Source organism: Nocardioides sp. NPDC059952 (genome assembly GCF_042730435.1).
Lineage (GTDB): Bacteria > Actinomycetota > Actinomycetes > Propionibacteriales > Nocardioidaceae > Nocardioides.
This window is the reverse complement of sequence record NZ_JBHWLY010000055.1, coordinates 1-24,725: the sequence shown is the minus strand read 5'-3', so window position 1 is coordinate 24,725 and position 24,725 is coordinate 1. Positions and strand designations below refer to the sequence as shown.

The following is a 24,725-nucleotide window of genomic DNA, read 5'->3' as shown; positions in this document are numbered from 1 at the left end:
AGGAGAGTCGGCTCAGCCCGGGCAGAGGTCGCCGCGCCGGAGCCGCCTGTCCGTGGGCTGTTCGGCGGGATCGGCGAGCAGGCTGCGGTAGTCGTCGTGCCGCAACGGTCCGTCGGCGAGCTCACCCGAGGACCGCGGTACCTGCAGCGGCTCGGCGTCGTACTCCATCTCCACCTGGTCCACGCCGGGGATCGAGGTCAGCGACAGGACCGTCTGCGCCGTCGCGAGCACGACCCGGTTGGTGGCGATCGCGTCCTCGGTCGAGATGCGGAGGTGGGCGGTGCGGCCGGTGATCGCCACCAGCTTCAGCCATCTGTCCGGAGGCAGGGCCGTGCCGAGGCCGGAGCCCAGGTCCCGCGCCGAGGGCCCGTCGCCGAGCTGGTCGAGGATGTCCCTCGCGACCCCGGTGAGGGTCTTCGAGCAGAAGCTCGCCGCCGGCCGGCCGACGAGCCGGTCCTCGGCGTCGACCCAGTAGAGCCGAGGCCCGGAGAGCCCGCTCGCCGCGCCCGAGGGGACCTCGTCGACGTCGTCGAGCAGGTGGTACGGCACCTCCGAGGGGTCGACGGTGCGCACCTCGTCGTCGTCGGGGACTCCGCACGATGCCGCCGCGAGCAGGAGGAGGCCGGCGGCGCCCGCCGCCCACGACGTACGCAGCCCCCTCATGACGCCTCTCGCCCCGAGGCGGTCCTCGCCGTCGGTGCCAGCGGGAAGGAGAGCACGAAGTCGGCGCCGCCGGAGTCGGCCTCGCGACACCAGACCGAGCCGTCGTGGAGCTGCGCGGTCTGAGCGACGATGCTCAGCCCCAGCCCGCTCCCGGTGGTCGCGCCACGGGCGCCCATCCGGGCGAACCTGTCGAAGATGCGCTCTCGTTCGGCGGCAGGGACCCCGGGGCCGGAGTCGACGACATGGATCTCGGCGTAGCCCCGGCGGGCGATCGCGCGCACCGCGCTCAGTCCGCCGCCGTGGGTCTCCGCGTTGCGCACCAGGTTGGCCAGTGCCCGGTGCACCTGGAGCCGGTCGGCATAGATCACCAGATCCGCGGGGACGTCGACGGTGGCCCTGCCGCCGATCTCGGCCTCGGCGAGGGTCGCGGCGACCAGGTCCGCGACGCCGAGCACCTCCCACTCCGACTCGCGCACGCCCGCGTCGAGCCGTCCCAGCGTGATCAGGTCCTCGAGCGCACCGCGGAACCGGTCCAGCTCGCCGGCCATCAGCCCGACGGCGGTCGCCGAGCTCGGCGAGAGCGTGCTGTCGCCCTGCAGGACACCGAGACTGGTGGTGAGGGTGGCGACCGGCGTACGAAGCTCGTGGCTGACGTCGGCCGCGAAGCGGGCGTCATGGTCGAGGCGCTCGACGACGGTGTCGACCATCGTGTTGAACGACCCGGTGAGGGTGGCCAGGTCGGGGTCGTCGGTCGCCTCGACCCGGGTGTCGAGCTCTCCGGCGGAGATCCGTGCGGCGGCAAGTGCGACCTGCCGCAGCGGCCGCAGCACCCGGCGGGCCGCGTACCAGCCCAGGACTCCGCCGGCGAGGGTCGTGACGGCCGCTGAGATCGCGAGCGCGTAGCCCATCGTGTCGAGGGTCTCGCTGAGCTCCTTGGCGTGGGTGACCTCGTAGTAGTCGGCGTCCACCCCTTCGAGCGGGACGCCGACCACGATGTTGGGCCGGTCGCCGGTATCGGTCCAGGACAGCGCGACCTCTCCGGCCTCGACGCTGGTCGCGACGTTGCTGGTGGCGTCGTGGGCCTGCGTGGTGAGATCGGAGGAGTACCACTGGCCGTCCTGGTGGACGAACACCGTGGTGCGTCTCGGTGGGGCGATCTCGGACAGGACCTCGGCGACGTTCACGCCGTTCGTACGCAGCCGCTCTTTGACCAGCGCCGCGTCGATGTAGGCCTGCTGCAGTGCGTTCCGCTCGCGCTGGACGATCAGGTAGTGACGCGCGGAGAAGTAGGTGCTGAAGGCGAGGATCAGGCTGATCAACAGCGCGCCGGCGGCGAATGCCGCCACGACGTTGGCGCGCAGCCCGCTCCGCACCTGCCTCCGGATCATCGCGGATCCAGCCGGTAGCCCAGTCCACGGACCGTCGAGATGACGCCGCCGGCCACCGGGTCGTTGTCGACCTTGTTGCGCAACCGGCTGACGTGCACGTCGACGACCCGGACGTCGCCGTGGTGGCCCTCGGGCCACATCTGGCTGACCAGGTTCTCGCGGGTCATCACCCGGCCGGGACCGGCCGTCAGCGCCAGCAGGAGCTTGAACTCCGTGCTGGTGAGGTGCAGGTCCTCGGAGCCGCGACGCAGGGTGGCGGCGGCCGGGTCGAAGACCAGCGGTCCGTCGGTCGAGTCGAGCACGATGCCCCCGAGGGGGGTGTAGCCGCCGGCGGAGGAGACGAGCGGGTAGTCCGGGCGCCGCAGTGCCGCCTTGATCCGGGCCCTGACCTCGGCGACGTCGAACGGCTTGCGGACGTAGTCGTCCGCTCCTGCCTCGAGCGCCGCGACCACGTCCTTGGACCCGTCGCGGGCGCTGATCACGATGATGGGGGCGGTCGTCCGTGGGCGAACGCTGCGGATGAAGGTGAATCCGTCGATGCCACCGAGCATCAGGTCGACGAGCATCACGTCGAACGGCTCGGCGGCGTCCAGATCGAGGGCGATCTCGGCATCGTCGGCCTCGCCGACCACGTACTCCTCCTGCTCGAGGAAGAGCCGGAGAGACGTACGCAGCCCGTAGTCGTCCTCCAGGATGAGCACTCGCTTGGCTGCCTCTTGCACGTCCCGCATCGTCTCACCCGACCGGTCCGGTGGCCGACCCGTGGCGGCCCACCGGCCGCAAGTGACACGAAACTGACACGAAACTGCGAAGGGTCCTCCATACAGCGTCGGCAGTGTGGACCGCATGAGCGAGCGCCAGCGAGCGACCATGGATCTCAGGTCGCCGCCTCCGTATTCTTCGCTCTCTTTGACGGAGGCGGCGGCATGAGCGAGGGGGACTTCTACCCGGTCGACGAGACCGTCGTCGTCCCGTTCTCGGACGCCACCTGCCTGCGGGCGATCCACAACCTGCGCTGGCGGTTGGCGGAGATGCTCGCGGGCGGTCCTGAGGCGGTCGTGGTCGACCTGGCAGGCCTGACCGGGTTCTCCTCGACGACCGTCGCGGCACTGCTGTGGGCCAAGCGGCGCTGCGGGACGCGGGGCGTGCCTCTTCGCCTCCGCAACGCCGATCCGGCGCTCGCCGGGCGGCTCCGCCGCGCCGGCCTCGACACCATCTGGGACATCCGAACGGCTCCGGCCACCCCCACCCGAAAGGTCACCTGATGAGCAACCACCTCCACGAGTCGGATCGCGAGGACGCAGTCGATCTGCTGACGCCGGACCAGGCGATGAGCCAGGTGCGGGCGTGGACCGACTCGCGGGTCGTCGGCGACCGCGCCGCCAACCGGCTCGAGGTGCTCGCCGCCTTCGGCGTCCACGTGGCCGTCTCGAACCTGCCGGGCGAGATCTGGGTCAAGCTGGCGTGGCGTACGCCGACCCGGGTCGAGCTCTCCACGGTCTGGACGCTCACCAGCGTGCCCGCGGCCGGACCCGAGCCCTACATCGCCGAGAAGCTCACCGACCTGGCCGGCTCCTGGAGCTTCCAGGGCCGTGCGGGCGTCGCCAGCCTCGTCTGCGAGGTCGAGGACTCCGGGACGGGCGAGGCTCAGCGGTAGTCGTCGGGGAGCTGGGCGCCGATCTTGACCTGCGGCTTGGGCAGGCGCAGGGGACGGATCTGGATGGAGCGCATGATCGCGTAGTAGGTGGTGCCCTTGAGGTCGTTGTCGGGGAAGCGGCGCTTGAGCTCCTTGCGGAGCAGGAAACGCAGCGCGACCAGGTTGATGATCACGGTGGCCATCACGACAAGGGTGAAGAGCTGGGAGTACATCGCCAGCTCGAGGCTGATGTAAGGCACCACGAGCGCGATGATCAGCACCGGGAGCACGATCTCGGCGAAGGTGAACCGAGCGTCGATCCAGTCGCGGATGAATCGCTTGACCGGGCCCTTGTCACGCAGCGGAAGGTAGCGCTCGTCGCCGGTCTTCATCGCCTGGCGCATCTTGTCGCCCTGCTCGGAGCGCTGGGCGCGGTTGGCGGCGTTGATCTCCTTGCGCGAACGCGGCTGCTTGAGGCGCGCCTTGCGAGCAGCCTCCGCTTCCTTGCGCGAAGGGGTCGGACGACCCTTGCCGATCTCCTTGACCGGGTTCTCGGGCTCGACGACCTGCGGGGCTGGGGACTTGCGACCGAACAACTTAAGTGACCTCTTACCTGTTGGCTGGGACACATACAGGGTATCCCGATCGACCTTGACAGCGAGTTTTGTGGACCCGGCCTAAGGTGAGAGGCAACACTTGTCCTAGGACGACGAGAGTCCAGCGGCAAGCGACGACGCGGGGCGGCCGGCGGTCGGCCGCATATGAGAGGCGTAAAGGGAACCGATGAGTGTGATGAAGCGGCTGAGCCTGGTCTTCAAGGCGAAGGCAAACAAGGCGCTCGACAAGGCCGAGGACCCACGGGAGGTGCTCGACTACAGCTACCAGAAGCAGCTTCAGATGCTGCAGCAGGTGCGCCGCGGTGTCGCGGACGTCGCGACCAGCCGCAAGCGCGTCGAGCTGCAGATCAACGGGCTCAAGCAGCAGTCCGACAAGCTCACCCAGCAGGCCCAGAAGGCCATCGAGATGAGCCGTGAGGACCTGGCCCGCGAGGCCCTCACGCGCAAGAGCGGTCTCACCCAGCAGATGAACGACCTCAACACCCAGCTCGCCACCCTCCAGGGCGAGGAGGAGAAGCTGACCCTCGCCCAGCAGCGGCTGCAGGCCAAGGTGGAGTCCTTCCGCACCAAGAAGGAGACCATCAAGGCGACCTACACCGCCGCCGAGGCGCAGACCCGCATCAACGAGGCGATCTCCGGCATCGGCGAGGAGATGGGCGACGTCGGCATGGCCATGCAGCGTGCCGAGGACAAGACCTTGGAGATGCAGGCTCGCGCGGGCGCCGTCGACGAGCTGCTCGCCTCCGGTGCGCTCGACGACCTCACCGCCGGTCCCTCCGACGACATCACTCGTCAGCTCGACGCGCTCAGCTCGACCAGCGACGTCGAGGCCGAGCTCGCCGCGCTGAAGGGCCTCAGCGCCCCGCAGCAGACCCAGGCGCTGCCCGGTGCCGACGCCAACGCGCCGGTCATCGACGTGGAGTCGACCGAGAAGAAGGCCGAGCAGTGATCGTACGCATCCTGGGCGAGGGGCAGTACGACCTCGACGAGGCCGCTGTCGACAAGCTCAACGAGCTCGACGCCGCGGTCGAGGCCGCCTGCAAGGGCACCGACGAGGCCGTCTTCGACGCGGCCCTGGAGACGCTGCTCGAAGGCGTACGCTCGATGGGCACTGCCCACCCGGTCGACGCGATCGACTCCTCCGACCTGATCCTTCCCGGACCCGGCTCCACGCTCGCCGAGGTCTCCGAGATGCTCGGCGACGAGGGTCTGATCCCCGGGTAGAGACATGTCACGCTTCCAAGGTGATGCCGGGCTGACCGTCCGGATGACCACGGTGATGTTCCTGCTCGGCGCGTTGTTCGTCGGGCTCGTCGTGGCGCTGATGTTCGTCATGCCCGCGCAGTGGGCGCCGATCATCGGCATCGTCGGGCTCGGCATCGCCTGGTGGCAGTGGTACGCCTCCGACACCCTCGCGATGCGCGCCATGGGCGCGCGCGAGGTGTCGGCCGAGGAGGCTCCTGAGCTGCACGCGATGATCGATCGGCTGTGCACGCTGGCCGACATGCCGAAGCCGCGGGTCGGGATCGCGCACACCGACATGCCCAACGCCTTCGCCACCGGCCGCTCGCCGAGGCGGTCCGCGGTCGTGGTGACCACCGGCATCATGCAGCGCCTGACCGCCGAGGAGCTCGAGGGCGTGCTCGCCCACGAGCTGTCCCACGTCGCCCATCGCGACGTGCTGGTGATGACGGTCGCCTCCTCGGCCGGCATCGTGGCCGGGATGCTGAGCCGCGGCTCTCAGTACGGTGCGTACGCAGGTGGCGGCCGCCGCGACAACAACAACGGTCTCCCGGTGTGGCTGGTGGTGCTGCTGGTCTCGTTGGCCGTCTACGCCGTCTCCTGGGTGCTGCTGCGGATGCTGTCGCGCTACCGCGAGCTGGCCGCGGACCGGGCCGGCGCGCAGCTGACTATGAAGCCGGGTGCGCTGGCCAGCGCGCTGCAGAAGATCACCGGTGAGATCTCCGCGATCCCGAGCCGCGACCTGCGGTCCTCGCAGGCGATGAATGCCTTCTTCATCGCGCCGGCGATCAGCGGCCAGTCGCTGCGTACGCTCACCTCGACGCACCCTTCGCTGGAGCAGCGCCTGGAGCAGCTCGCCAGGATCGAGGCGGAGCTCGGCCGCCCCAACCAGTAGGGTCGCCTTCGTGGGCTTCTGGGACGTCATCACAGGTCGTACGCGACCGAAGCAGGCCAACCTCGACGCACTGTTCGCGGTGCCGACCGCCGCACTCACCATGCAGACCTCGCTCGGGCTGGTCCCGACCGGCGACGGAGCGGTCTGCTACCGAGCAGCGGCCGGGGCTGGTTTCGCCGGCACGCAGAACGACATCGTCGAGCTCCTCGGTGCCTCCGAGGGCGCACCGACGGTGACCACGAGCGTCGACGAGTTCGGCTTCACCTGGCTCAGCGTCGACCACGAGTCGCTGGACCCGGCCAACCCCGACATCACCGGCCTGGTCACCGACCTCCACGCGGTCAACACCACCCTGGAGATGAACGGCTTCGGCTCCGGTCTGCTGTGCTCGCTGATCTCCTTCGAGGGGGCCGACGGCCGCAGCGTGGGCCTCATCTACCTCTACAAGCAGGGCACCTTCTACCCCTTCGTCCCGACCGGCCCGCAGCAGCGCGACAACCTGCTCGAGATCAACGTCCGCACCGCGATCGAGGGCGACCTGCCGGTCGAGAAGGACCTCTCCCGTTGGCTCGCGCTCTGGGGCGCCCCCGGCCTCTGAGGCCGATCCTTCGACGACGATGGAACGAGCACGGAGCTTCGGAGCGGTCGCGGAGGACTACGAGCGCTTCCGTCCCGGCTACCCCGACGCCCTGGTGGCGCTGGTGAACGAGGTCGCCGACGGCCCGGTGCGACGGGCGATCGAGATCGGTGCCGGCACCGGGAAGGCGACCCGGACGTTCGCGGCCGCCGGGATCGAGGTGGTCGCGACCGACCCCGACGCCGACATGCTCAGCGTGCTCCGGCGCGAGTGCTCCGGACTGCCGGTGACCACCGTGCGCGCTGCCCTGGAGGAGCTCGACCCGGCGGCCTACGAGCCGTTCGACCTGCTCTACGCGGCCGCCGCCTGGCACTGGACGACGCCGGCGACGCGATGGGACCTCGCCACCGCCCTGGTCCGCGACGGGGGAGCGGTGGCCTTCTTCGGCGGCCCGTTCGTGCTGGCCGACGTCGAGGTCGCGGCCGTCGAGGACGAGCTGATCGCGGCGTACGCCCCGGAGGGCCGCCACGTGCCGGCACCGTCCGCGGTGGACGCGCCGATGCTGTTCCCCGGGGACGAGATGCTGGCCGACGGCCGGCTGTGCGACGTACGCGAGCGGGAGGTGCCGCGCCGGTTCACCCTCGCTCGGGCGGACTATGTGCGCCACCTCGACACCATCTCCGCGGTCCGGATCCTCCCGGCCGCCGACCGGTCCGCGCTCCTCGCCGACCTGGCCGCGGCCCTCCCCGAGCAGGTGGAGGTGTGTGCGGACCTGATGGTCCACACCGCTCGCCGTGCCCGGCGACGCGACTGATTCACAGGCTCTTTCATAGCCTCTCCACAGCCGGAGCCGACCTCCCGCACAGTCACGCACACGACAGTCCTCTCGTCATGCCTCCGGCGCCGCCGGAGGCGTAGGAGAGAGGCAGTGTGGTGCGCAAGAGACTCACGGAGCGGTGGCGGAGGCTCGGGCGTACGGCCCGGATCCTGCTCGCCGCCGGAGTGGCGGCAGCGGTGGTCGGTGGCGGAGCGGGCGCGTATGCGCTCACCCGCGAGGACACCGCGCAGACACAGGCGGTGCAGGTCCAGGCGACATCGGGGACCGTGAAGGAAACGGTGTCGGCCAGTGGCACCGTCGAGGCGGCCGAGACCGCCGACCTGTCCTTCGAGGTCTCCGGAACGGTCACGAAGATCTACGCGGCCGAGGGCGACACCGTGAAGAAGGGCGACGCGCTGGCCCGGGTGGACGACACCACCCTGGTCGCCAGCCGCACCGCGGCCAAGTCGGCCCTCACCGCCGCCCAGGAGCAGCTCGACACCGACGAGTCCTCGGGGGCCGCCGACGTACAGATCGCCTCGGACGAGGCCGCCGTCGCGGCCGCCGAGGCCGACCTCGACTCCGCCCGCCAGGCCGTGGACGACGCCGTGCTGCGCGCCACGATCGGCGGCACGATCACCGGCTTCGACCTCGCCGTCGGGGACGTCGTGGGCTCATCGTCCGGCTCCTCGGGCTCGTCCTCGGGTGGATCCGGTGGTGACTCCGGTGGGTCCGGCTCGTCGATGGGCGGTACCTCGGGCGGTACCTCGGGCGGCACCAGCGACAGCTCCTCGACATCGACGAGCACCGGCACCGTCTCGATCGTCTCCGCGGGAGAACATGTCGTCGAGGCGACCGTCAGCGCGGACGACGCGGCCTCGCTGAAGAAGGGCCTGCAGGCGACCGTCACCGTCAACGGGGTCGACGAGGAGGTCTTCGGGACCGTCGCGACAGTCGGCAAGGTCGCCGAGACGAGCTCCTCGGGTGCCGCGGTCTTCCCGGTGAGCATCACGGTCACCGGTGAGCGCGACGACCTCTACCCAGGCACCTCGGCCACGGCCGAGATCACCGTGAAGCAGCGCGAGGACGTGCTCACCGTGACCAGCGCTGCCATCACCACCGACGGCGACCAGGCGTACGTCCAGAAGGTCGTCGACGGCAAGACGGTCAAGACCGCGGTGACGATCGGTGAGGTCTACGGCGCCACGACCGAGATCACCGACGGGCTCGCCGAGGGTGACACGGTCGAGATCGAGGCCTTCACCCGTCCCGGCGGGTCGAGGTCCGGGAGCCAGGAAGGCGGCCAGGAGGGCGGCTTCGGTGGCTTCGGTGGCGAGGGGGAGATGGGACAGCTGCCCGGCGGCGGTCAGTTCCCCGGTGGCGGGATGCCCGGCCAGATGGGTGGCGGTCGGTGAGCGCGAGCGCCCCGGTCGTCTCCGTGGACGGCGTGCGGAAGACGTACCGGTCCGGATCGATCGAGTTCGAGGCGCTGCGTGGCGTCGACATGGAGATCGAGGCGGGGGAGTACGTCGCCGTGATCGGACCCTCCGGCTCCGGCAAGTCGACCCTGATGAACATCCTCGGCTGCCTCGACGTGCCGACCGAGGGCAGCTACCACCTCGGCGGCGAGGACGTCTCGACGATGTCGGAGGCATCCCTCGCCCACGTACGCAACCGGCGGATCGGCTTCGTGTTCCAGCAGTTCAACCTGCTGCCGAGCCTGCCGGCTTGGCGCAACGTCGAGCTCCCGCTGACGTACGCCGGGGTGCCCAGGTCGCAGCGGCGCGAGCGCGCCGCCCGGGCCCTGGAGCGGGTCGGGCTCGGTGACCGGCTCGAGAACCGGCCAGGTGAGCTCTCCGGCGGCCAGCAGCAGCGGGTCGCGGTGGCCCGGGCGCTGGTCACCGAGCCGGACATCATCCTGGCCGACGAGCCGACCGGAAACCTCGACTCGGGCTCGACCGAAGCGGTGCTCGCGCTGCTCGACGAGCTGCACGCGAGCGGGCGGACCATCGTGCTGATCACCCACGAGCACGAGGTCGCCGCGCGCGCGGGCCGCAGGCTGACCATCCGCGACGGCCTGATCACGGCCGACGAGCCGGTGCTCGCGGGAGGTGCGCGATGAGCTGGGCCGAGACTCTCGCGACCGCCTGGGACGCGGTGCGCTCGCACCGGATGAGGTCGCTGCTCACGATGCTCGGCATCGTCATCGGGATCGCCTCGGTGATTCTCACCGTCGGCCTTGGCCAGGGTGCGCAGGACCAGGTCAAGAGCCAGATCAGCGCGCTGGGGAGCAACCTGCTGATCGTCTCGCCGGGTTCATCGACCTCCTCGGAAGGCGTACGCGGCGGCTTCGGGTCCGCCTCCACGCTGACCCTCTCCGACGCCGAGGCGCTCGGCGACGGCGACGCTGCTCCCGACGTCAAGGCGGTCGCCCCGGTGACCACCTCGAACGCCCAGCTCGACACCGCCTCGACCAACTGGACGACGTCGCTGGTCGGTGCCACGACCACGTGGCCGCAGGTGCGCAAGCGCGAGGTCGCGACCGGGCGGTTCTTCACCTCCGAGGAGGTCGCCTCGGGGGCGAAGGTGGTCGTGCTCGGCGCCGACACCGCCTCCGAGCTCTTCACCGGACCGGCCAGCCCCGTCGGGGAGACGGTCTCGGTCGGCGGCACCGCGCTGACCGTCATCGGGGTGCTGGAGTCGACCGGCGCGAGCTCGTCCGGCTCCACCGAGGACGACACCGCGGTCACGCCGATGGGCACCGCGAAGTCGCTGACCGGTTCGACCAGCAGCTCGGTCTCGACGGTCTACGTCGAGGCGGTCTCCGACGAGGCCCTGCCGGCGGCCTACCAGGAGATCAACGCGCTGCTGCTCAACCTGCACGGCGTGAGCGCCGACGAGGCCGACTTCTCGATCTCCTCGCAGGACTCGCTGGTCGAGACCGCCAATGCCACCAACAAGACCCTGACGGTGCTGCTCGGCGGCATCGCGGCGATCTCGCTGCTCGTGGGCGGCATCGGCGTCATGAACATCATGCTCGTCTCCGTCACCGAGCGGATCCGCGAGATCGGCCTGCGCAAGGCGCTCGGAGCGACCCCGTCGGTGATCCGGCGCCAGTTCCTGGCCGAGGCATCCCTGCTCGGCCTGGCCGGCGGTGTCGTCGGCATCGTCATCGCCGCCATCGGCGCCTGGGGTCTGCCCGGCCTGATCGACCAGCCCGTGTCCCTGTCCCTCCTCGCCACCGCTGCCGCGCTGGTCACCTCCCTGGCGCTCGGCGTCGGCTTCGGGGTCTACCCCGCGAGCCGGGCCGCTCGCCTGACCCCGATCGACGCTCTCCGCAGCGAGTGACACCACCATCTCGACGTACGAAGGAATCTCGATGACCAACACGTTCACGCTCCGCACGCGCCGCTCCCGGGCGACGTCGCTCGCCGCTCTCGCCACCGTCGGGCTCATCGCCCTGGCAGGTTGTGGTGCCGACAGCGACGTGGCGACCGACCAGCAGGGGCAGGGGTACGGCCAGGGCCAGGGTCAGGGGCAGGGCCGCGGGATGGGCGGCGGCATGCCGGGCACCTCCGGCGAGATCGCCGCCATCGACGGCAGCACGCTGCAGGTCCAGAGCAGCGACGCCCAGACCGCGGTCACCTACACCGACAAGACCACGATCAGCCAGCAGGTCAGTGCCGCGCTCGCCGACGTCGCGGTCGGCAGCTGCGTCATGGTCACCACCGCCGAGGGGTCCGAGTCGAGCGACACTGCTGTGGCAGCCGCGACCGTCCGGATCACCGAGAAGACCGACGGCTCGTGCGCGGGCGGAGGCTTCGGGGGCGGCCAGTGGCCCGAGGGAATGCCCAGCGACATGCCCAGCGACATGCCGACGGACATGCCCACCGACATGCCCGAGGGGATGCCCTCGGGCGGACCGGGCGGCATGGGCGGCGGCATGGGCACGTCCGGTGAGGTGACCGCGGTCAGCGACTCGGGCTTCACCGTGGCGGCGACCTCCCGTGACTCCGAGGAGACGACCTCGGTGAGCGTCACGGTCGGCTCCGAGACCACCTACACGACCACGAGGACGGCGACGAAGAGCGCTCTGGTCGTCGGCACCTGCGTGACCGCTACCGGCGAGGCCGACGACACCGGGGCGGTCACCGCCGAGCGGATCTCGGTCTCGGACCCGGTCGAGGGCGAGTGCACCACCGGCTTCGGTGGCCGCGGCGGGATGCCGGGCGGCGCGCCGGGCCGGGACGGGGCGTCCTCGTGAGGCGCGTCTCCCGCACCTGGATCAAGGCGGCCTCCGGCGCCGCGGCGCTGGTCGTGGTCGCGGGCGGTGGCTACACGGCGTACGCAGCGACCGCCTCGTCCTCGGCCGGCTACCGTACCGCCGCGGTCACCACCGGCGACGTGGAGCAGACCCTCTCGCTGACCGGCACCGTCGCGCCCAACGGCCGCGCCGACCTCGCCTTCGCCACCGACGGGACGGTCGAGACCGTCGTCGCCGAGGGCGACACCGTGAAGAAGAACCAGGTGGTGGCCCGGTTGGACCGTACGTCACTGAAGAAGTCGCTCACCGCCGCCAAGGCCACGCTCGCCGCGGCCAGGGCGCAGCTGGCGAGCGACAAAGAGGCTCAGATCTCTGGTGTCACCTCGACCACGGCCTCCGACTCGGACTCGGGCTCGGGGACGACCGCCTCGCCGAGCTTCGCGACCGGCGCCTCGCCGTCGAACGAGGTCGTCGCGGCAGTCTGGACCGGGACGACCCCGACGACCCTGCCGACGGCGAGCGGCGTCTCGACCGACGCGACCGCCGATCTGGTCGCCACGGTGAAGGGGCTGCAGAACGCGGTGGTCTCGGCCCAGAAGGCACTCGACGCCGCCGACACCGAGCTCGGCACGGCGCAGACCGATCTCGCCTCGGCCCTGGAGAAGCTGACTGCGCTGGTCGCCTCCGGCGGCACGCTCGACGAGGACGGTGAGCTCGCCGGTGCGCTGAAGGCTGCCCAGGAGTCCTGTGGCCAGGAGACCTCCGACTCGTGCGACGAGGACCTGGAGACCGCGCTCGGCGCCCAGGACTCGGCAGGCGGCACCGTCACCGAGGCCACCGCGCTGCTCGGCTCGGCCCAGTCGGCGCTCGCCGAGGCCAGGACGGCGGTGACGACCGCGAAGGCCGATCTGAAGGGCTACAGCGCGGAGCTGGACGAGACGCTCGCGAGCGCCGGTTCGTCCGGTGGGGAGGGCCCGGACCAGTCCGGCGGCGGCCCGCAGGATTCGGGGCAGTCCTCCGGCGGGTCCGATCAGCTGCCGAGCACCGGCGGTGCCCAGGGCGAGCAGAGCGGCGGCGGCCAGAGCGGGTCGGGCGCCACTGGCGGGTCGGGTGTCTCCGGCGGATCGGGTGGATCAGGCGGATCGGGTGGATCAGGCGGAGGAGAGAGCGTGACCGCCGCGACCCTGGCCAAGGACCAGGCCGAGATCGACCGGGCGAAGGCCGACGTCGCCGAGGCCAAGGCCGCGCTCGCGGGCGCGGTGCTGAAGGCACCGGCCGCGGGCACGGTCGCCTCGGTCGCCGTGAAGAAGGGCGAGAGCGCGTCTGCCGGCACCGAGGCGGTGACCCTCATCGCCGAGGGCCTGACCAGTGTGGAGCTGACCGTCAGCGCCACCCAGGTCGAGCAGCTCCAGACCGGTCAGGTCGCCGACGTCACCCCGGCGGGTGCCGAGGAGCCGCTCCCGGGCAAGGTCACCCTGGTCGGCCAGGTTCCCGATACCTCCTCGGGGAGCAGCACCTTCCCGGTGACCGTCACCCTCGACGAGACCGGTCTCGACCTGCTCGCCGGCAACATGGCCACCGTCGAGGTCGTGGTCGGCTCCGCGGACGACGTGGCGACGATCCCGGCCTCGGCCCTCTCCAACGGCTCGGTGCTGGTCGTCGACGGTGACACGACCCAGCGCAAGCAGGTCACCACCGGCCTGGTCGGCACCACCCGGATCGAGGTCACCGACGGCCTCGAGAAGGGGCAGCAGGTCGTCCTGGCCGACCTCTCCCAGGACCTGCCGAGCGGCGGCACCTCCGAGGAGCAGGGCTTCGGACGTACGGGCGGCGGCAACACCGTGCAGATGCCGGGTGGCGGCCCCGGTGGGCAGGGTGGTGGCATGCCGGGTGGCGGCCAGCGATGACCCGGCGATGACCCGGCCATGAGATCGACACGCCACAGCGACCTCACAGGTACCGCACAGCAAACGGCCGCATGATGGAGTCATGACTGCTGGAGGAAAGGATCTGACCCGCGCCGACGGCTCGCCGCTGCGGGTGCTCGTCGTCGACGACGAGGTGAACATCGCCGAGCTGATCGCGATGGCACTGCGGTTCGAGGGCTGGGATATCACCATGGCCCACTCCGGCTCCAAGGCCGTGGCCGCCGCGAAGGAGACCGCACCCGACGCGATCGTGCTCGACTGGATGCTGCCCGACTTCGACGGGCTCGAGGTCCTGCGCCGGGTGCGGTCGTCCAACCCGGGCGTACCCGTCCTCTTCCTCACCGCCAAGGACGCGGTCGAGGACCGGGTCGCCGGGCTGACCGCGGGTGGCGACGACTACGTGACCAAGCCGTTCTCGCTCGAGGAGCTCGTCGCCCGGCTGCGTGGGCTGATGCGGCGGGCCGGCGCGACGCGGGTCGAGGAGCACTCGGTGATCCGCGTCGGCGACCTGACGATGGACGAGGACTCGCGCGAGGTGCACCGTGCCGGGGATGAGATCGGCCTCACCGCGACCGAGTTCGAGCTGCTCCGCTTCCTGATGCGCAACCCCCGCCGGGTGCTGTCCAAGGCCCAGATCCTCGACCGGGTCTGGTCCTACGACTTCGGTGGCCAGGCCAACGTCGTCGAGCTCTACATCTCCTACCTGCGCAAGAAGATCGACGCCGGCCGCGAGCCGATGATCCACACGATGCGTGGTGCGGGCTACGTGCTGAAGGCTGTTGAGTGAGAAGCCGTCTCAAGCGACTGGTCGCGCCGCTGAGCTCGCGCCTGGTCATCACCGCGGTCTCCCTGGTGCTGGTCGTCTCGCTCCTGATCGCCACGTTCGCCACGATCGCGCTGCGCGAGACGCTGATGGATCGCCTCGACCGGGACGTCCACGAGATGGCGATGTCGATGAACCGACCGCGACCCGCGGGGATGACCAACATTCCACCGGGTTCGATCCGAGCGGTCTTCCCGGCGTCCTCTGCCGCGGACAGTCAGATCGGTGGGTTCGACCCGGACGCCGAGGACGAGCTGTCGGACGCGGACCTCGACATCCTCGAGGACGTACGCGTCGATGCCCGGTTACACGATGTCGACCTGCCTGACGAAGGCACCTACCGAGTGATCGCCGAGTCCGGCTTCCTCGACACGGGTGAGCAGGCGGTACGGGTCGTCGGGATGTCTACCGACGAGGTCGACAACACCATCGAGAGCCTGGTCTTCTGGGAGGCCCTGCTGACCCTGCTGGGCGTCCTGGCTGCCGCGGGCGTCGGCTATGTCGTCGTACGCCGCCAGCTCAGCCCCCTGCGCGAGGTCGCTGCGACGGCCCACTCCGTCGCCGCGCTACCGCTCTCCTCCGGCGAGGTCGAGGTCACCGAACGGGTTCCTGAGCGGCTCACCGACGAAGACACCGAGGTCGGCCAGGTCGGCGCCGCGCTCAACTCCCTGCTCGACCACGTCGAGACCTCGCTGGCCGAACGTCACCGCAGCGAGCAGCAGGTACGCCAGTTCGTCGCCGACGCCTCCCACGAGCTGCGCACCCCGCTGACCACCATCCGCGGCTACACCGAGCTGGCCCAGCAGCGGCCCGAAGCGGTCCCGACCGCGCTCGGCAAGGTCGAGGAGGAGTCGCTGCGGATGACCGCGCTGGTCGAGGACCTGCTCCTGCTCGCGCGCCTCGACCAGGGCCGCCCGCTCGCCCGTGACTCGGTCGACCTGACCCGGCTGCTCCTGGAGGCCGTCGACGACGCCCGGGTCATCGACCCCTCACACACCTGGCGGCTCGAGTTTCCGGCCGACGCCGACTCCGGTGAAGCCGAGGTGGTCGTGACCGGTGATGCCCAGCGACTCCACCAGGTGATCAGCAACCTGCTCACCAACGAGCGGAGGCACACGCCCGCCGGCACCACGGTCACGGTCCGCGTACGTCCTGACGGTTTCGACGTCCACGACGACGGCCCCGGCTTCCCTCCGGCCCTGGTCCCGCACGCGTTCGAGCGCTTCACCCGCGCCGACGAGGCCCGTCAGCGCGACGGTGGCGCCGGCCTCGGCCTCGCCCTGGTGCACGCCATCGTCACCTCCCACGGTGGCACGGTGACACTCGCCAGCGCCCCGGGGGACACCACGATCGCCGTACGCCTCCCGCGCTCGTCGCAGGAGTGAGGTGGGGTTTTCCCTACCCGGTTCGGCTCCTTGAGCCCATCGTGGGTGAGCGACGGGTTCCTTAGCGTCGAAGGGTGACATCAGCCACCCGAAACCCCAGGAGCCACCCATGACCACACCCGCCCTCGAGGTCACCGGCCTCACCAGGACCTACGGCACCGGTGCGGCCGCCGTGGCCGCGCTCGACGGACTCGACCTGGCCTGCGCACCGGGCACGTTCACCGCCGTGATGGGGCCCTCCGGCTCCGGCAAGTCCACGTTCCTGACCTGCGCCGGAGCGCTGGAGCAGCCGACGGGCGGCCGGGTCGTCATCGCCGGCCAGGACGTCACCGAGCTGACCGAGGCACGCCGGACCAGGCTGCGCCGCGAGCGGATCGGGTTCGTCTTCCAGGGCTTCCACCTGCTGCCCTACCTCACCGCCGAGCAGAACGTCGCGCTGCCGCTGCGGCTGGCCGGAGGCCGGATCGATGCGGCGGCCCGCCGCCGGACCCGCGAGCTGCTCGACCGCGTCGGCCTGGGCGATCGCACCGGCCACCTGCCGGCACAGCTCTCCGGCGGCCAGCAGCAGCGGGTGGCGATCGCCCGGGCGCTGGTGACCGGTCCCGACATCGTCCTCGCCGACGAGCCCACCGGAGCCCTCGACTCGCACACGGCGGCCTCGGTGCTCGCCCTGCTCCGGAGCCTCGTCCGCGAGCTCGGCGCGACCGTCGTGATGGTCACCCACGACCCCGTCGCCGCTGCGTACGCGGACAGCGTGGTCTTCCTCGTCGACGGCCGCGCCGTGGGGCGGATGGACAACCCCGCCGCCGAGGCCGTCGCGGGCCAGATGGCACATCTGGACGAGCTCACCGCCCGCACCGAGCCGGAGATGGTGTGATGTTGACCCTCGCACTGCGCTCGTTGCGCCACCGCGCGACCGCCATGACCGCGACGTTCGTGGCGATCCTGCTGGGCACCGCGGTGATGGGTTCGTTCACGCCGTTCATCCAGGTCGCCCTCGAACCCGGCACCCCGAGCGCCGAGCGGGAGACCCTGCTCGTCCTCGGGGGAGTGGTCGGCGCCTGGGGCACCGTCATCGCGCTCTTCTCGATCGTCTCCACCGTCGGGGTCACTGTCCGGCAGCGCGAGGTCGAGATCGGCCTGCTGCGCACCGTCGGCGCCGAGCCCCGCCAGGTCCGCGCCCTGGTACGGGCCGAGACGCTCGTGGTCGCGCTCGTCGCCACCGTCCTCGGAGCCGGCGTGGCGAGCCTGACCAGCCGAGCGCTCCTCGACCTGCTGCAGTCCGGCGGAGTCGTCACTGAGCAGGTCGCCCACTCGGGCGGCTGGGTCGCGCTCGCCGCGACCGTCGTGCTGCTCCTGCTCGTGTCCCTGGCTGCTGCCGGCCTGGCCGGATCACGCGCCTCCCGGGGGCCGGCGACGGTCGCGCTCTCCGAAGCCAGGTCGGGCACGGGACGGATCGCCTGGTGGCGGTGGGTGGTGGCCCTGGTCGCCGTCGGCCACGCCACGACCATGGTCGTGATGACCATGGCCACGGGCAAGGACGCCGCCGACCCGTACGACGCGATGGCGATGACCGGCTCCCTCGGGCTCCTGGTCGCGGTGGGTCTCGCGGCGCTGGCACCGCTGCTGCTGCGGGCCGGAAGCCGGCTGCTGCGGCCGCTGCTGGGCGGGACGAGCGGGCACCTGGCGGCGTACAACACCTCGCGGAGGTCGCACCTGCTCGCCGGTGTGCTCGCGCCGGTCATGGTGCTCTCCGCGGCCGCGGTCAGCATCCTGATGCTGGTCGGGATCGACGAGCGTACGCTGCCCACCGGTCTGCCTCCGGAGGTCACCGAGGGCTACGAGACGATCAACCTGCTCAACAACGTGGTCACCGCGATGATCTGCGCGTTCGCCGCGATCATGGTCGTCAACGCCTTCGCCGCCCTTCTCGCCGACCGGCGCCTGGAGCTGCACAGGCTGCGGCTGCTCGGCGCCACTCCCGCTCAGGTGCGCGGCTCCATCCTCGCCGAGGCCGGTGTGGTCGCCGCGGTCGGCACCGTCATCGGTCTGCTCGCCGCGCAGGCGACGATCGTCCCGTTCGCCTACGTCCGGGGTGAGGGTGTGGTGCCCGACGAGCAGCTCTGGCTGCCGCCGCTCCTGGTGGCTGGTGCCGTGGTGCTGACACTGGCCTCGGCGGCCGGTGCGACGAGCCGGGCATTACGCACGACGTCCGGTGCCCGCTGATGTCAGACTCACTCCTGATGGCCGAGTGGGATGCACCGATCCGGACCGTGCGACCGGAGCCGTTCAGCGGGCAGGCGCTCGTCGAACGGCTCCGGCTGACCGGACTGTCGCTGGGGTATGCCCTGATGATGGCGCCCGCCCTGGTGCTGGTGATCCTCACCGTGCTCTCGATCCCGCTCGGGCTGGTGTTCGGGGTCGGCATCGGGATCGCCCTGGGTGCGGTGCCGGCCACTGCGGCCCTCGCCGGAGTGCATCGCCGGATGAGCGGCATGCTCCTCGGGGAGACCATCCCGGAGACGTACGCGGACCTGAGCGCCCGGCCGGTCCTCAGCCGGCCGTTCCGGTGGCTTCGGGAGAAGGCGCGCTGGCGCGACTTCGCCTTCTGCTGCTTCTCGGCGACCGGTGGCTTCGTGCTCTCCGTGCTGCCGGTGGCGCTCCTGACCGTGCCGCTGAACTGGCTGATCCTGAGCTTTGCCGGCATCACCTGGGTGGTCTGGCTGCTGCTCCTGCTCACCGGCCCGTTGCTGCTGGTGTGGTGGGTGGCGACCCCGGGCCTGGTCCGGGCGCGGGCGCTGGCCGAGCGTGGCATCTTCGGTCAGGGACAGGTCGCCGCGCTGGCCGCCAGGGTGGAGAAGGTCGAGTCGACCCGTGCCGAGACGCTGGACCACTCGGCGGCCGAGCTGCGTCGCATCGAGCGTGATCTCCATGACGGTGCCCAGGCCAGGATCGCCGCCGTCGGGATGAGCGTCGGGCTGGCCGAGAAGCTGATGGCGACCGACCCGGACGCCGCCGCCGCGCTGCTGCGCGAGGCCCGCGAGACCACGGTGTCCGCGCTCGAGGACCTGCGTGGAGTCGTACGCGGCATCCTGCCGCCGGTGCTTGCCGACCGTGGCCTCGTGGGTGCCGTCCAGGCCCTCACCGCCGGACTGCCGCTGCCGGTCACCGTCGCCATCGAGCTGCCCGGGCGTCTGCCCGACCCGGTCGAGTCGGCGGCCTACTTCGCGGTGGCCGAGTGCCTGGCCAACGCGGTCAAGCACTCCGGTGCCGACCGGGCGTTCGTACGCGGCAGCCACAACGGGCAGCGGCTGAGGATCGTGGTGGGCGACAACGGTCGCGGCGGCGCCGAGGCGACCGGACACGGGCTCGCCGGGGTCGCGACCCGACTGGCGGCCTTCGACGGCACCGTCGCGGTCGAGAGCCCCGCCGGCGGCCCGACCCTGATCACGCTGGAGGTGCCTTGCCGGATCTGAGGGTGGTCCTGGGTGAGGACCAGGCGCTGCTCCGCGTCGGCCTCACCCGGATCCTCGAAGCGGGCGGGATCGAGGTCGTCGAGGCCGTCGACAACGCGCCCGCCCTGGCTCGGGCCCTGGTCCGGCCGGACGTGGATGCGGCGGTGGTCGACGTACGTCTGCCTCCGTCCTTCACCACCGAGGGCATCACTGCGGCGATCGAGGCCAGACGGGCGCGGTCAGGGTTCCCGGTGCTGGTGCTGAGCCAGTACGTCGAGCCGCTCTACGCGCGCGACCTGCTCGCCGGGGGAGAGGGCGCGGTCGGCTACCTGCTCAAGGACCGTGTCGCCGACGTCGACGCCTTCCTCGGGGCGGTACGCCAGGTCGCCGGCGGCGGGACCGTCCTCGACCCGGAGGTCGTCGCCGCACTCCTCACCCGCCGCGAACGCCCGCTCGACCGGCTCACCGAGCGTGAGCGCGAGGTGATGACGCTGATCGCCGAGGGTCGCTCGAACGCCGCCATCGCCGCGCGGCTCTTCGTCACGGAGAAGGCGGTCGGCAAACACATCAGCTCGATCTTCACCAAGCTCGACCTCCCCCAGGCGAGCGACGACAACCGCCGAGTCCTCGCCGTCCTCACCTGGCTCAACGGCCTCTGACCGAGCCGTCACGCCCGTCGACCGAGCCGTCGCGCCCGTCGTTCGAGGCGTCGCGCCCGTCGTTCGAGGCGTCACGCCGGGCCGACTCGGCCGACCTAGCTGACGCTTCGGCCGACGGGGGTGACGCCTCGACGGGAGGGTCAGTCCTTCTCGGTCTTGCCGGGCAGATCGAGCATGCGCTGCAGGGCGAGCTTGGCGTAGCGCTCGGTGTCGGGGTCGACCTCGATGCGGTTGACGACCTGACCCTCGACGAGGGACTCGAGGGCCCAGACGAAGTGGGGGAGGTCGATGCGGTTCATCGTCGAGCAGTAGCAGACGGTGCGGTCGAGGAAGACGATCCGCTTGTCCGGGTGGGCGTTGGCGAGGCGCTTGACCAGGTTGAGCTCGGTGCCGATCGCCCAGGCCGACCCAGGAGGAGCGGCCTCGATGGTCGAGATGATGAACTCGGTCGAGCCGACCAGGTCGGCCTTGAGGACGACCTCGTGCTGGCACTCGGGGTGGACGAGGATCTGCACCCCCGGGATCTCGGCGCGCAGGTCGTCGATGGTGTCGGGGGAGAAGCGGCCGTGGACCGAGCAGTGCCCCTTCCACAGGATCACCTTGGCGGCCTTCAGTTCCTCGGCCGACACCCCGCCGTCGGGCTTGAGCGGGTCCCAGACCACGCAGTCGCCCAGCGACATGCCGAGCTTGAGCACGGCGGTGTTGCGGCCGAGGTGCTGGTCGGGGAAGAAGAGCACCTTGGCGTCGGACTTCTGCTCGAAGGCCCACTCCAGCACGGCCTGCGCGTTGGACGAGGTGCACACGACGCCGTCGTGGCGCCCGCAGAACGCCTTGATGTCGGCGGAGGAGTTCATGTACGTCACCGGCACGACCTGCTCGGCCACACCGGCCTCCTCCAGCGCCGCCCAGGCCTTCTCGACCTGGCCCAGCCGCGCCATGTCGGCCATCGAGCACCCGGCCGCCAGGTCGGGGAGGATGACCGCCTGCGACGGCGAGGTGAGGATGTCGGCCGACTCGGCCATGAAGTGCACGCCGCAGAAGACGATGTACTCCGCGTCCGGCCGGGCGGCGGCGTCGCGCGCGAGCTTGAAGGAGTCCCCGGTGACGTCAGCGAACTCGATGACCTCGTCGCGCTGGTAGTGGTGTCCGAGGACGAACACCTTCTCGCCGAGCTTCTCCTTGGCGGCGATCGCGCGCTTGACCAGGTCAGGATCGGAAGCCGCCGGCAGATCGCCGGGGCACTCGACGCCACGCTCGGAGTTCAAGTCCGTGCCGCGCCCGAGGGGGAGCAGCGGGAGGTCCACAGTCGTCATGATGACGATAATACATGTCGAGGGCTTCGGGTCCCGGTGGCGTGGGTCACATCGTGGTCTGATGGCGCGTCTTGGACGGCGAAAAGAGCAGCCCTCGCGGTATCCCTTTACGGTCGACGGGTGAAGCGGATGGTGCCGTCCGGCAACCGCTCATGGACGTACGCCGGGGCGTGCGCCAACCGATGATGATGCGGGCACAACAAGACCCCGTCCTTCAGGTCGGTCCTCCCGCCGGCGGCCCAGGGATCGAGGTGGTGGGCGTCGCACCACTCCGGTGGCATGTCGCAGCCCTCGGCTTGGCAGCACTTCTGCTGTAGCCGGAGTGCCTTGCGTTGGATGGGTTGGAAGAACCGGCTGGCTCGGCCGACGTCGAGGACCTCACCATCACCACCGAGCACCCAGGGGATGATGGTGGCGTTACACGCCATCCGACGGGCCTCAGCCGCCGAGATGGTGGCCCCGTTGGTCTCGTCGTACCCCAACGTGGCGGTGCCGAGGTCCTTGCGGAGATCGTCGAGCGAGATCACCACATTCACGGTGGTCGCGTCCCCACCATGGCGCGGCAGCGCGGCGGGGTCGATGGTCTCCAACAGGCGGGAGAACCCCTGTCCCATGAGTCGTTCCCACGGCGGCAACGCCGCGCCCTTGGTGACGAGTTGTTGTTTGCGGGGTTGGGCGTAGGCCTCGACGAGCCGCTTGAACCGCATCCCGATCGAGGTCGGCAAGACCCCGTCGAACCCGACGGTTCCGTCGTGGTTGTCCCAGATCCGCAGCGCGGTCTTCTGGTGGGCGCGTTCCTCCTCGGCGAGCAGCGCCTTGGCTTCGGCGTCTTCGAACCGGGCGGGGTCGACCTCGGTCAGAATCTTCCGGCCGACGATCCGGAGCTCGTTCGCCGTCAATTGGGTCGCGTAATCCACGAGGAGCTTTTCGGCCAGGGCCAGGTCCTCGGCACTCGCGACAGGGTCGGCATGGACCTTGTCCAACGCCCGGGTGATGACACGGGCCTTGTCCAGAGACACCACACCTTCGGCCAGACCGGCTGCGACGAGGTCGTACTTCGCCACCTTGGTCGCCAGCTTGATCTGCGACCGTGCCACACCCTTGTCGAGGAGGAGCTCGGCCCGCATCCACGCGGAGGCATCCTTGTCGCCGGTCTCCTCGGCGATGTCACCCGCAGCCGCGAGCACCCGGAGTTTCAGTGCGACCTGCTGGGCTTGGAGTTTCTCCAACCGTTCCAGCAGGTCCTTCTTCTGCTCGGTGCGCCAATAGGCAGGGTCACTCGCGAGGAGGTCGTGAAGGGCGGTCTCGATGGCCTCGAGGGCGGCGTCGATCGCATCGCCGGGGTTGGTGCCCCAGGGGTCGACGTCGCGCCCGAGACTCATCGCCATCGCTCCCTTCAAGAGGTGTTGTGATGGTCCTGATTCTACGCCTCACGCGCCCTCTCGGCTATCTATTTTCCCAGTTCGAACGCCGTTTTCGCGATGAGCGAAAGAAATCGCTCCTGTGGATGGTAAGTGGCCCGAAGGGCCACCCCTCCGCCCCCATAAGCCCCACTGGTCCCAGCAGGATTCTGCTGCGCCACACCCGGGCCGCCGCCCCGATAGCCAGCCAAATCTGTGAGTGTTGATCACGGCTGGCCTGGGGCTGGCTGGCAGGGTCGGGGTCGGTCCTGTCGGGGCGTGACTCTCAGCCAAATCGGCCCGCGATCGAGTTCGTGGTGTCTTCGAAAAGACGTGTCCGTCTCGACGGGGTCCGGCGCCGACCCTGGCCCACCTCGATGGCTTGATCAGAAGCATGTCCACCCGGGTAGCAGCCCGTGGTCGTGACTCATCACAGTGACGCCTCGCGGTGACTTCACTCCCGGGCCGACGCCGGTGACGACGTCCATCCCGAAGCAGAGGAGTCCATCGCCGATGACCATCGTGGCAGACCTGTTCAGATTCGTCGTGGGGGTCGATACCCACGCCGCCACCCACACCTACACCATCCTCGAGTCCTCCGGTCGCATGGTCGACCAGCAGCAGTTCCCCACCAGCCCCGCCGGGCTGTCCCGCGCGATCGACTGGATCGGGCGCCGCACCGATGGCGACCTCGACGCCACCTTGGTCGCGGCAGAGGGCACCGGCACCTACGGCGCGATCTTGGCCGGGCGCCTGGCCGCATCTGGTTTCCGGGTCGTGGAAGCACCCACCCCATACCGCGACCGGGCCACGGGCAAGAACGACGCGATGGACTCCCTGGCCGCAGCCCGCTCCACGCTGTCGATGCGGACCGACCGACTCCGCGACCGTCGTGGCGGTGGGGATCAGCAGACCGCCAGCGTGCGGACAGCACTGCAGGTCCTCCTCGCCGCCCGGGAACAGGCCACCACCGAACGGACCCGGGCAGTCAATGCGCTCACCGCGCTGGTGCGAACCCACGAGCTCGGCCTCGACGCCCGCCGCGCCCTGACCACTACCCAAATCACCACGATCTCTGGCTGGCGACGCCGTCAGGAACCCATCGACCTCGCCACCGCCCGGGCCCAGGCAACCCACCTTGCCGCCCGGATCCTCGACCTCGACTCCCACCTGAGCGACAACGCCCACCAGATCAAGCTGCTCGTCCAAGACCAAGCACCCGTTCTGCTCGAGCAACCCGGCGTCGGCCCCGTCACCGCCGCGATCATCCTCACCACCTGGTCCCACCCCGGCCGCGTACACAGCGAAGCCGCCTTCGCCAAGATCGCCGGCACCGCCCCACTCCCTGCCTCCTCCGGCAACACCCAACGACACCGCCTCAACCGCGGCGGAGACCGCCGCCTCAACCGAGCCCTGCACACCATCGCCCTGACCCGCATGCGGTGCGACCCAGCCACCCGCGCCTACACCGAACGCCGCCGGTCCGAAGGAAAGACCACCCGCGAAGTCCGCCGAATCCTCAAGCGCTACATCACCCGACAGCTCTACCGCACCCTCAACACCAACATCGCTTGACAAACATAGAAGCGTCTTTTCTCGATCTGGTCCGGAGTCCAGGACCGCCGAAGGCGGCCGGCGAAGCCGGCGCCCGCAGGGCGTCCTC

Annotated in this window: 25 protein-coding genes; 19 read left to right on the top strand and 6 right to left on the bottom strand. The window is 70.5% G+C overall.

Annotation, left to right across the window (positions count from 1 at the left end; translation table 11 throughout):
- Positions 1–12 precede the first annotated feature (12 nt).
- Genes ACFV9G_RS21615 through ACFV9G_RS21605 form a run of 3 tightly spaced genes read right to left on the bottom strand, consistent with a single transcriptional unit; the run spans position 13 to position 2,782 of the window.
- Positions 13–663: a GerMN domain-containing protein gene (locus tag ACFV9G_RS21615; RefSeq protein ID WP_378729728.1), complete on the bottom strand. Its 651-nt coding sequence runs from the start codon at positions 661–663 to the stop codon at positions 13–15.
- The gene (locus tag ACFV9G_RS21610; protein WP_378729726.1) at positions 660–2,051 is read right to left on the bottom strand and encodes an ATP-binding protein; all 1,392 of its coding nucleotides are present in this window, start codon (positions 2,049–2,051) and stop codon (positions 660–662) included. Before ACFV9G_RS21610 ends, ACFV9G_RS21615 begins: the two co-directional genes overlap by 4 nt.
- A complete protein-coding gene (locus tag ACFV9G_RS21605; RefSeq protein ID WP_378729724.1) occupies positions 2,048–2,782 on the bottom strand; it encodes a response regulator transcription factor in 735 nt (244 codons plus the stop codon). Before ACFV9G_RS21605 ends, ACFV9G_RS21610 begins: the two co-directional genes overlap by 4 nt.
- Before the next feature lie 195 nt (positions 2,783–2,977).
- On the opposite strand from ACFV9G_RS21605, the gene ACFV9G_RS21600 reads away from it, so the two are divergent.
- On the top strand, positions 2,978–3,316 hold the full coding sequence (locus ACFV9G_RS21600; protein ID WP_378729722.1) for an STAS domain-containing protein: 339 nt from the start codon (positions 2,978–2,980) through the stop codon (positions 3,314–3,316).
- Entirely contained in the window at positions 3,316–3,708 is a 393-nt protein-coding gene (locus ACFV9G_RS21595) for a hypothetical protein (RefSeq protein ID WP_378729720.1), read from the top strand. Before ACFV9G_RS21600 ends, ACFV9G_RS21595 begins: the two co-directional genes overlap by 1 nt.
- Here the strand turns inward: ACFV9G_RS21595 and ACFV9G_RS21590 are convergent.
- Positions 3,699–4,283 (bottom strand): DUF3043 domain-containing protein, encoded by a 585-nt coding sequence (locus ACFV9G_RS21590; protein ID WP_378729718.1) that lies wholly within the window; start codon positions 4,281–4,283, stop codon positions 3,699–3,701. The genes ACFV9G_RS21595 and ACFV9G_RS21590 overlap by 10 nt on opposite strands.
- A gap of 187 nt (positions 4,284–4,470) precedes the next feature.
- Between ACFV9G_RS21590 and ACFV9G_RS21585 the strand changes: the two genes are divergently transcribed.
- The 16 genes from ACFV9G_RS21585 (at position 4,471) to ACFV9G_RS21510 (ending at position 20,349) form a co-directional block, all read left to right on the top strand.
- A complete protein-coding gene (locus tag ACFV9G_RS21585; protein ID WP_378729716.1) occupies positions 4,471–5,253 on the top strand; it encodes a PspA/IM30 family protein in 783 nt (260 codons plus the stop codon).
- Positions 5,250–5,528: a hypothetical protein gene (locus ACFV9G_RS21580; RefSeq protein WP_378729714.1), complete on the top strand. Its 279-nt coding sequence runs from the start codon at positions 5,250–5,252 to the stop codon at positions 5,526–5,528. Before ACFV9G_RS21585 ends, ACFV9G_RS21580 begins: the two co-directional genes overlap by 4 nt.
- A 4-nt stretch (positions 5,529–5,532) precedes the next feature.
- Positions 5,533–6,441, top strand: coding sequence for a zinc metalloprotease HtpX (gene htpX / locus ACFV9G_RS21575; RefSeq protein ID WP_378729712.1), 909 nt, complete (start codon positions 5,533–5,535; stop codon positions 6,439–6,441).
- 10 nt (positions 6,442–6,451) lie between these two features.
- On the top strand, positions 6,452–7,039 hold the full coding sequence (locus ACFV9G_RS21570; protein WP_378729710.1) for a hypothetical protein: 588 nt from the start codon (positions 6,452–6,454) through the stop codon (positions 7,037–7,039).
- Positions 7,040–7,058: 19 nt separating this feature from the next.
- Positions 7,059–7,832 (top strand): class I SAM-dependent methyltransferase, encoded by a 774-nt coding sequence (locus tag ACFV9G_RS21565; RefSeq protein ID WP_378729708.1) that lies wholly within the window; start codon positions 7,059–7,061, stop codon positions 7,830–7,832.
- Positions 7,833–7,951: 119 nt separating this feature from the next.
- Entirely contained in the window at positions 7,952–9,250 is a 1,299-nt protein-coding gene (locus tag ACFV9G_RS21560; protein ID WP_378729706.1) for an efflux RND transporter periplasmic adaptor subunit, read from the top strand.
- Positions 9,247–9,957 carry an ABC transporter ATP-binding protein gene (locus ACFV9G_RS21555; RefSeq protein WP_378729704.1) on the top strand — a complete coding sequence of 237 codons (711 nt, stop codon included), beginning with the start codon at positions 9,247–9,249 and terminating at the stop codon, positions 9,955–9,957. The genes ACFV9G_RS21560 and ACFV9G_RS21555 overlap by 4 nt, the downstream gene beginning before the upstream one ends.
- Positions 9,954–11,183 carry an ABC transporter permease gene (locus ACFV9G_RS21550; protein ID WP_378729702.1) on the top strand — a complete coding sequence of 410 codons (1,230 nt, stop codon included), beginning with the start codon at positions 9,954–9,956 and terminating at the stop codon, positions 11,181–11,183. Before ACFV9G_RS21555 ends, ACFV9G_RS21550 begins: the two co-directional genes overlap by 4 nt.
- A 31-nt stretch (positions 11,184–11,214) precedes the next feature.
- Positions 11,215–12,099, top strand: coding sequence for a hypothetical protein (locus tag ACFV9G_RS21545; protein WP_378729700.1), 885 nt, complete (start codon positions 11,215–11,217; stop codon positions 12,097–12,099).
- Entirely contained in the window at positions 12,096–14,006 is a 1,911-nt protein-coding gene (locus tag ACFV9G_RS21540) for an efflux RND transporter periplasmic adaptor subunit (protein ID WP_378729698.1), read from the top strand. Before ACFV9G_RS21545 ends, ACFV9G_RS21540 begins: the two co-directional genes overlap by 4 nt.
- Positions 14,007–14,088: 82 nt before the next feature.
- A complete protein-coding gene (locus ACFV9G_RS21535; RefSeq protein ID WP_378729696.1) occupies positions 14,089–14,814 on the top strand; it encodes a response regulator transcription factor in 726 nt (241 codons plus the stop codon).
- Complete coding sequence (locus ACFV9G_RS21530; RefSeq protein WP_378729694.1) at positions 14,811–16,235, top strand: sensor histidine kinase; 1,425 nt, start codon at positions 14,811–14,813, stop codon at positions 16,233–16,235. The genes ACFV9G_RS21535 and ACFV9G_RS21530 overlap by 4 nt, the downstream gene beginning before the upstream one ends.
- Positions 16,236–16,344: 109 nt before the next feature.
- Positions 16,345–17,112 carry an ABC transporter ATP-binding protein gene (locus tag ACFV9G_RS21525; RefSeq protein WP_378729692.1) on the top strand — a complete coding sequence of 256 codons (768 nt, stop codon included), beginning with the start codon at positions 16,345–16,347 and terminating at the stop codon, positions 17,110–17,112.
- Positions 17,112–18,461, top strand: coding sequence for an FtsX-like permease family protein (locus ACFV9G_RS21520; RefSeq protein ID WP_378729690.1), 1,350 nt, complete (start codon positions 17,112–17,114; stop codon positions 18,459–18,461). Before ACFV9G_RS21525 ends, ACFV9G_RS21520 begins: the two co-directional genes overlap by 1 nt.
- Positions 18,461–19,711, top strand: a complete 1,251-nt coding sequence (locus tag ACFV9G_RS21515; protein WP_378729688.1) for a histidine kinase — start codon at positions 18,461–18,463, stop codon at positions 19,709–19,711. Before ACFV9G_RS21520 ends, ACFV9G_RS21515 begins: the two co-directional genes overlap by 1 nt.
- The gene (locus tag ACFV9G_RS21510) at positions 19,708–20,349 is read left to right on the top strand and encodes a LuxR C-terminal-related transcriptional regulator (RefSeq protein ID WP_378729757.1); all 642 of its coding nucleotides are present in this window, start codon (positions 19,708–19,710) and stop codon (positions 20,347–20,349) included. The genes ACFV9G_RS21515 and ACFV9G_RS21510 overlap by 4 nt, the downstream gene beginning before the upstream one ends.
- A gap of 140 nt (positions 20,350–20,489) precedes the next feature.
- On the opposite strand, the gene nadA is transcribed toward ACFV9G_RS21510, so the two are convergent.
- Both nadA and ACFV9G_RS21500 read right to left on the bottom strand, forming a co-directional pair.
- Positions 20,490–21,662, bottom strand: coding sequence for a quinolinate synthase NadA (gene nadA, locus ACFV9G_RS21505; RefSeq protein ID WP_378729686.1), 1,173 nt, complete (start codon positions 21,660–21,662; stop codon positions 20,490–20,492).
- A 107-nt stretch (positions 21,663–21,769) separates the two neighbouring features.
- A complete protein-coding gene (locus ACFV9G_RS21500) occupies positions 21,770–23,044 on the bottom strand; it encodes a DUF222 domain-containing protein (RefSeq protein WP_378729684.1) in 1,275 nt (424 codons plus the stop codon).
- Positions 23,045–23,575: 531 nt separating this feature from the next.
- On the opposite strand from ACFV9G_RS21500, the gene ACFV9G_RS21495 reads away from it, so the two are divergent.
- A complete protein-coding gene (locus ACFV9G_RS21495) occupies positions 23,576–24,637 on the top strand; it encodes an IS110 family transposase (protein WP_378729682.1) in 1,062 nt (353 codons plus the stop codon).
- Positions 24,638–24,725: the final 88 nt, after the last annotated feature.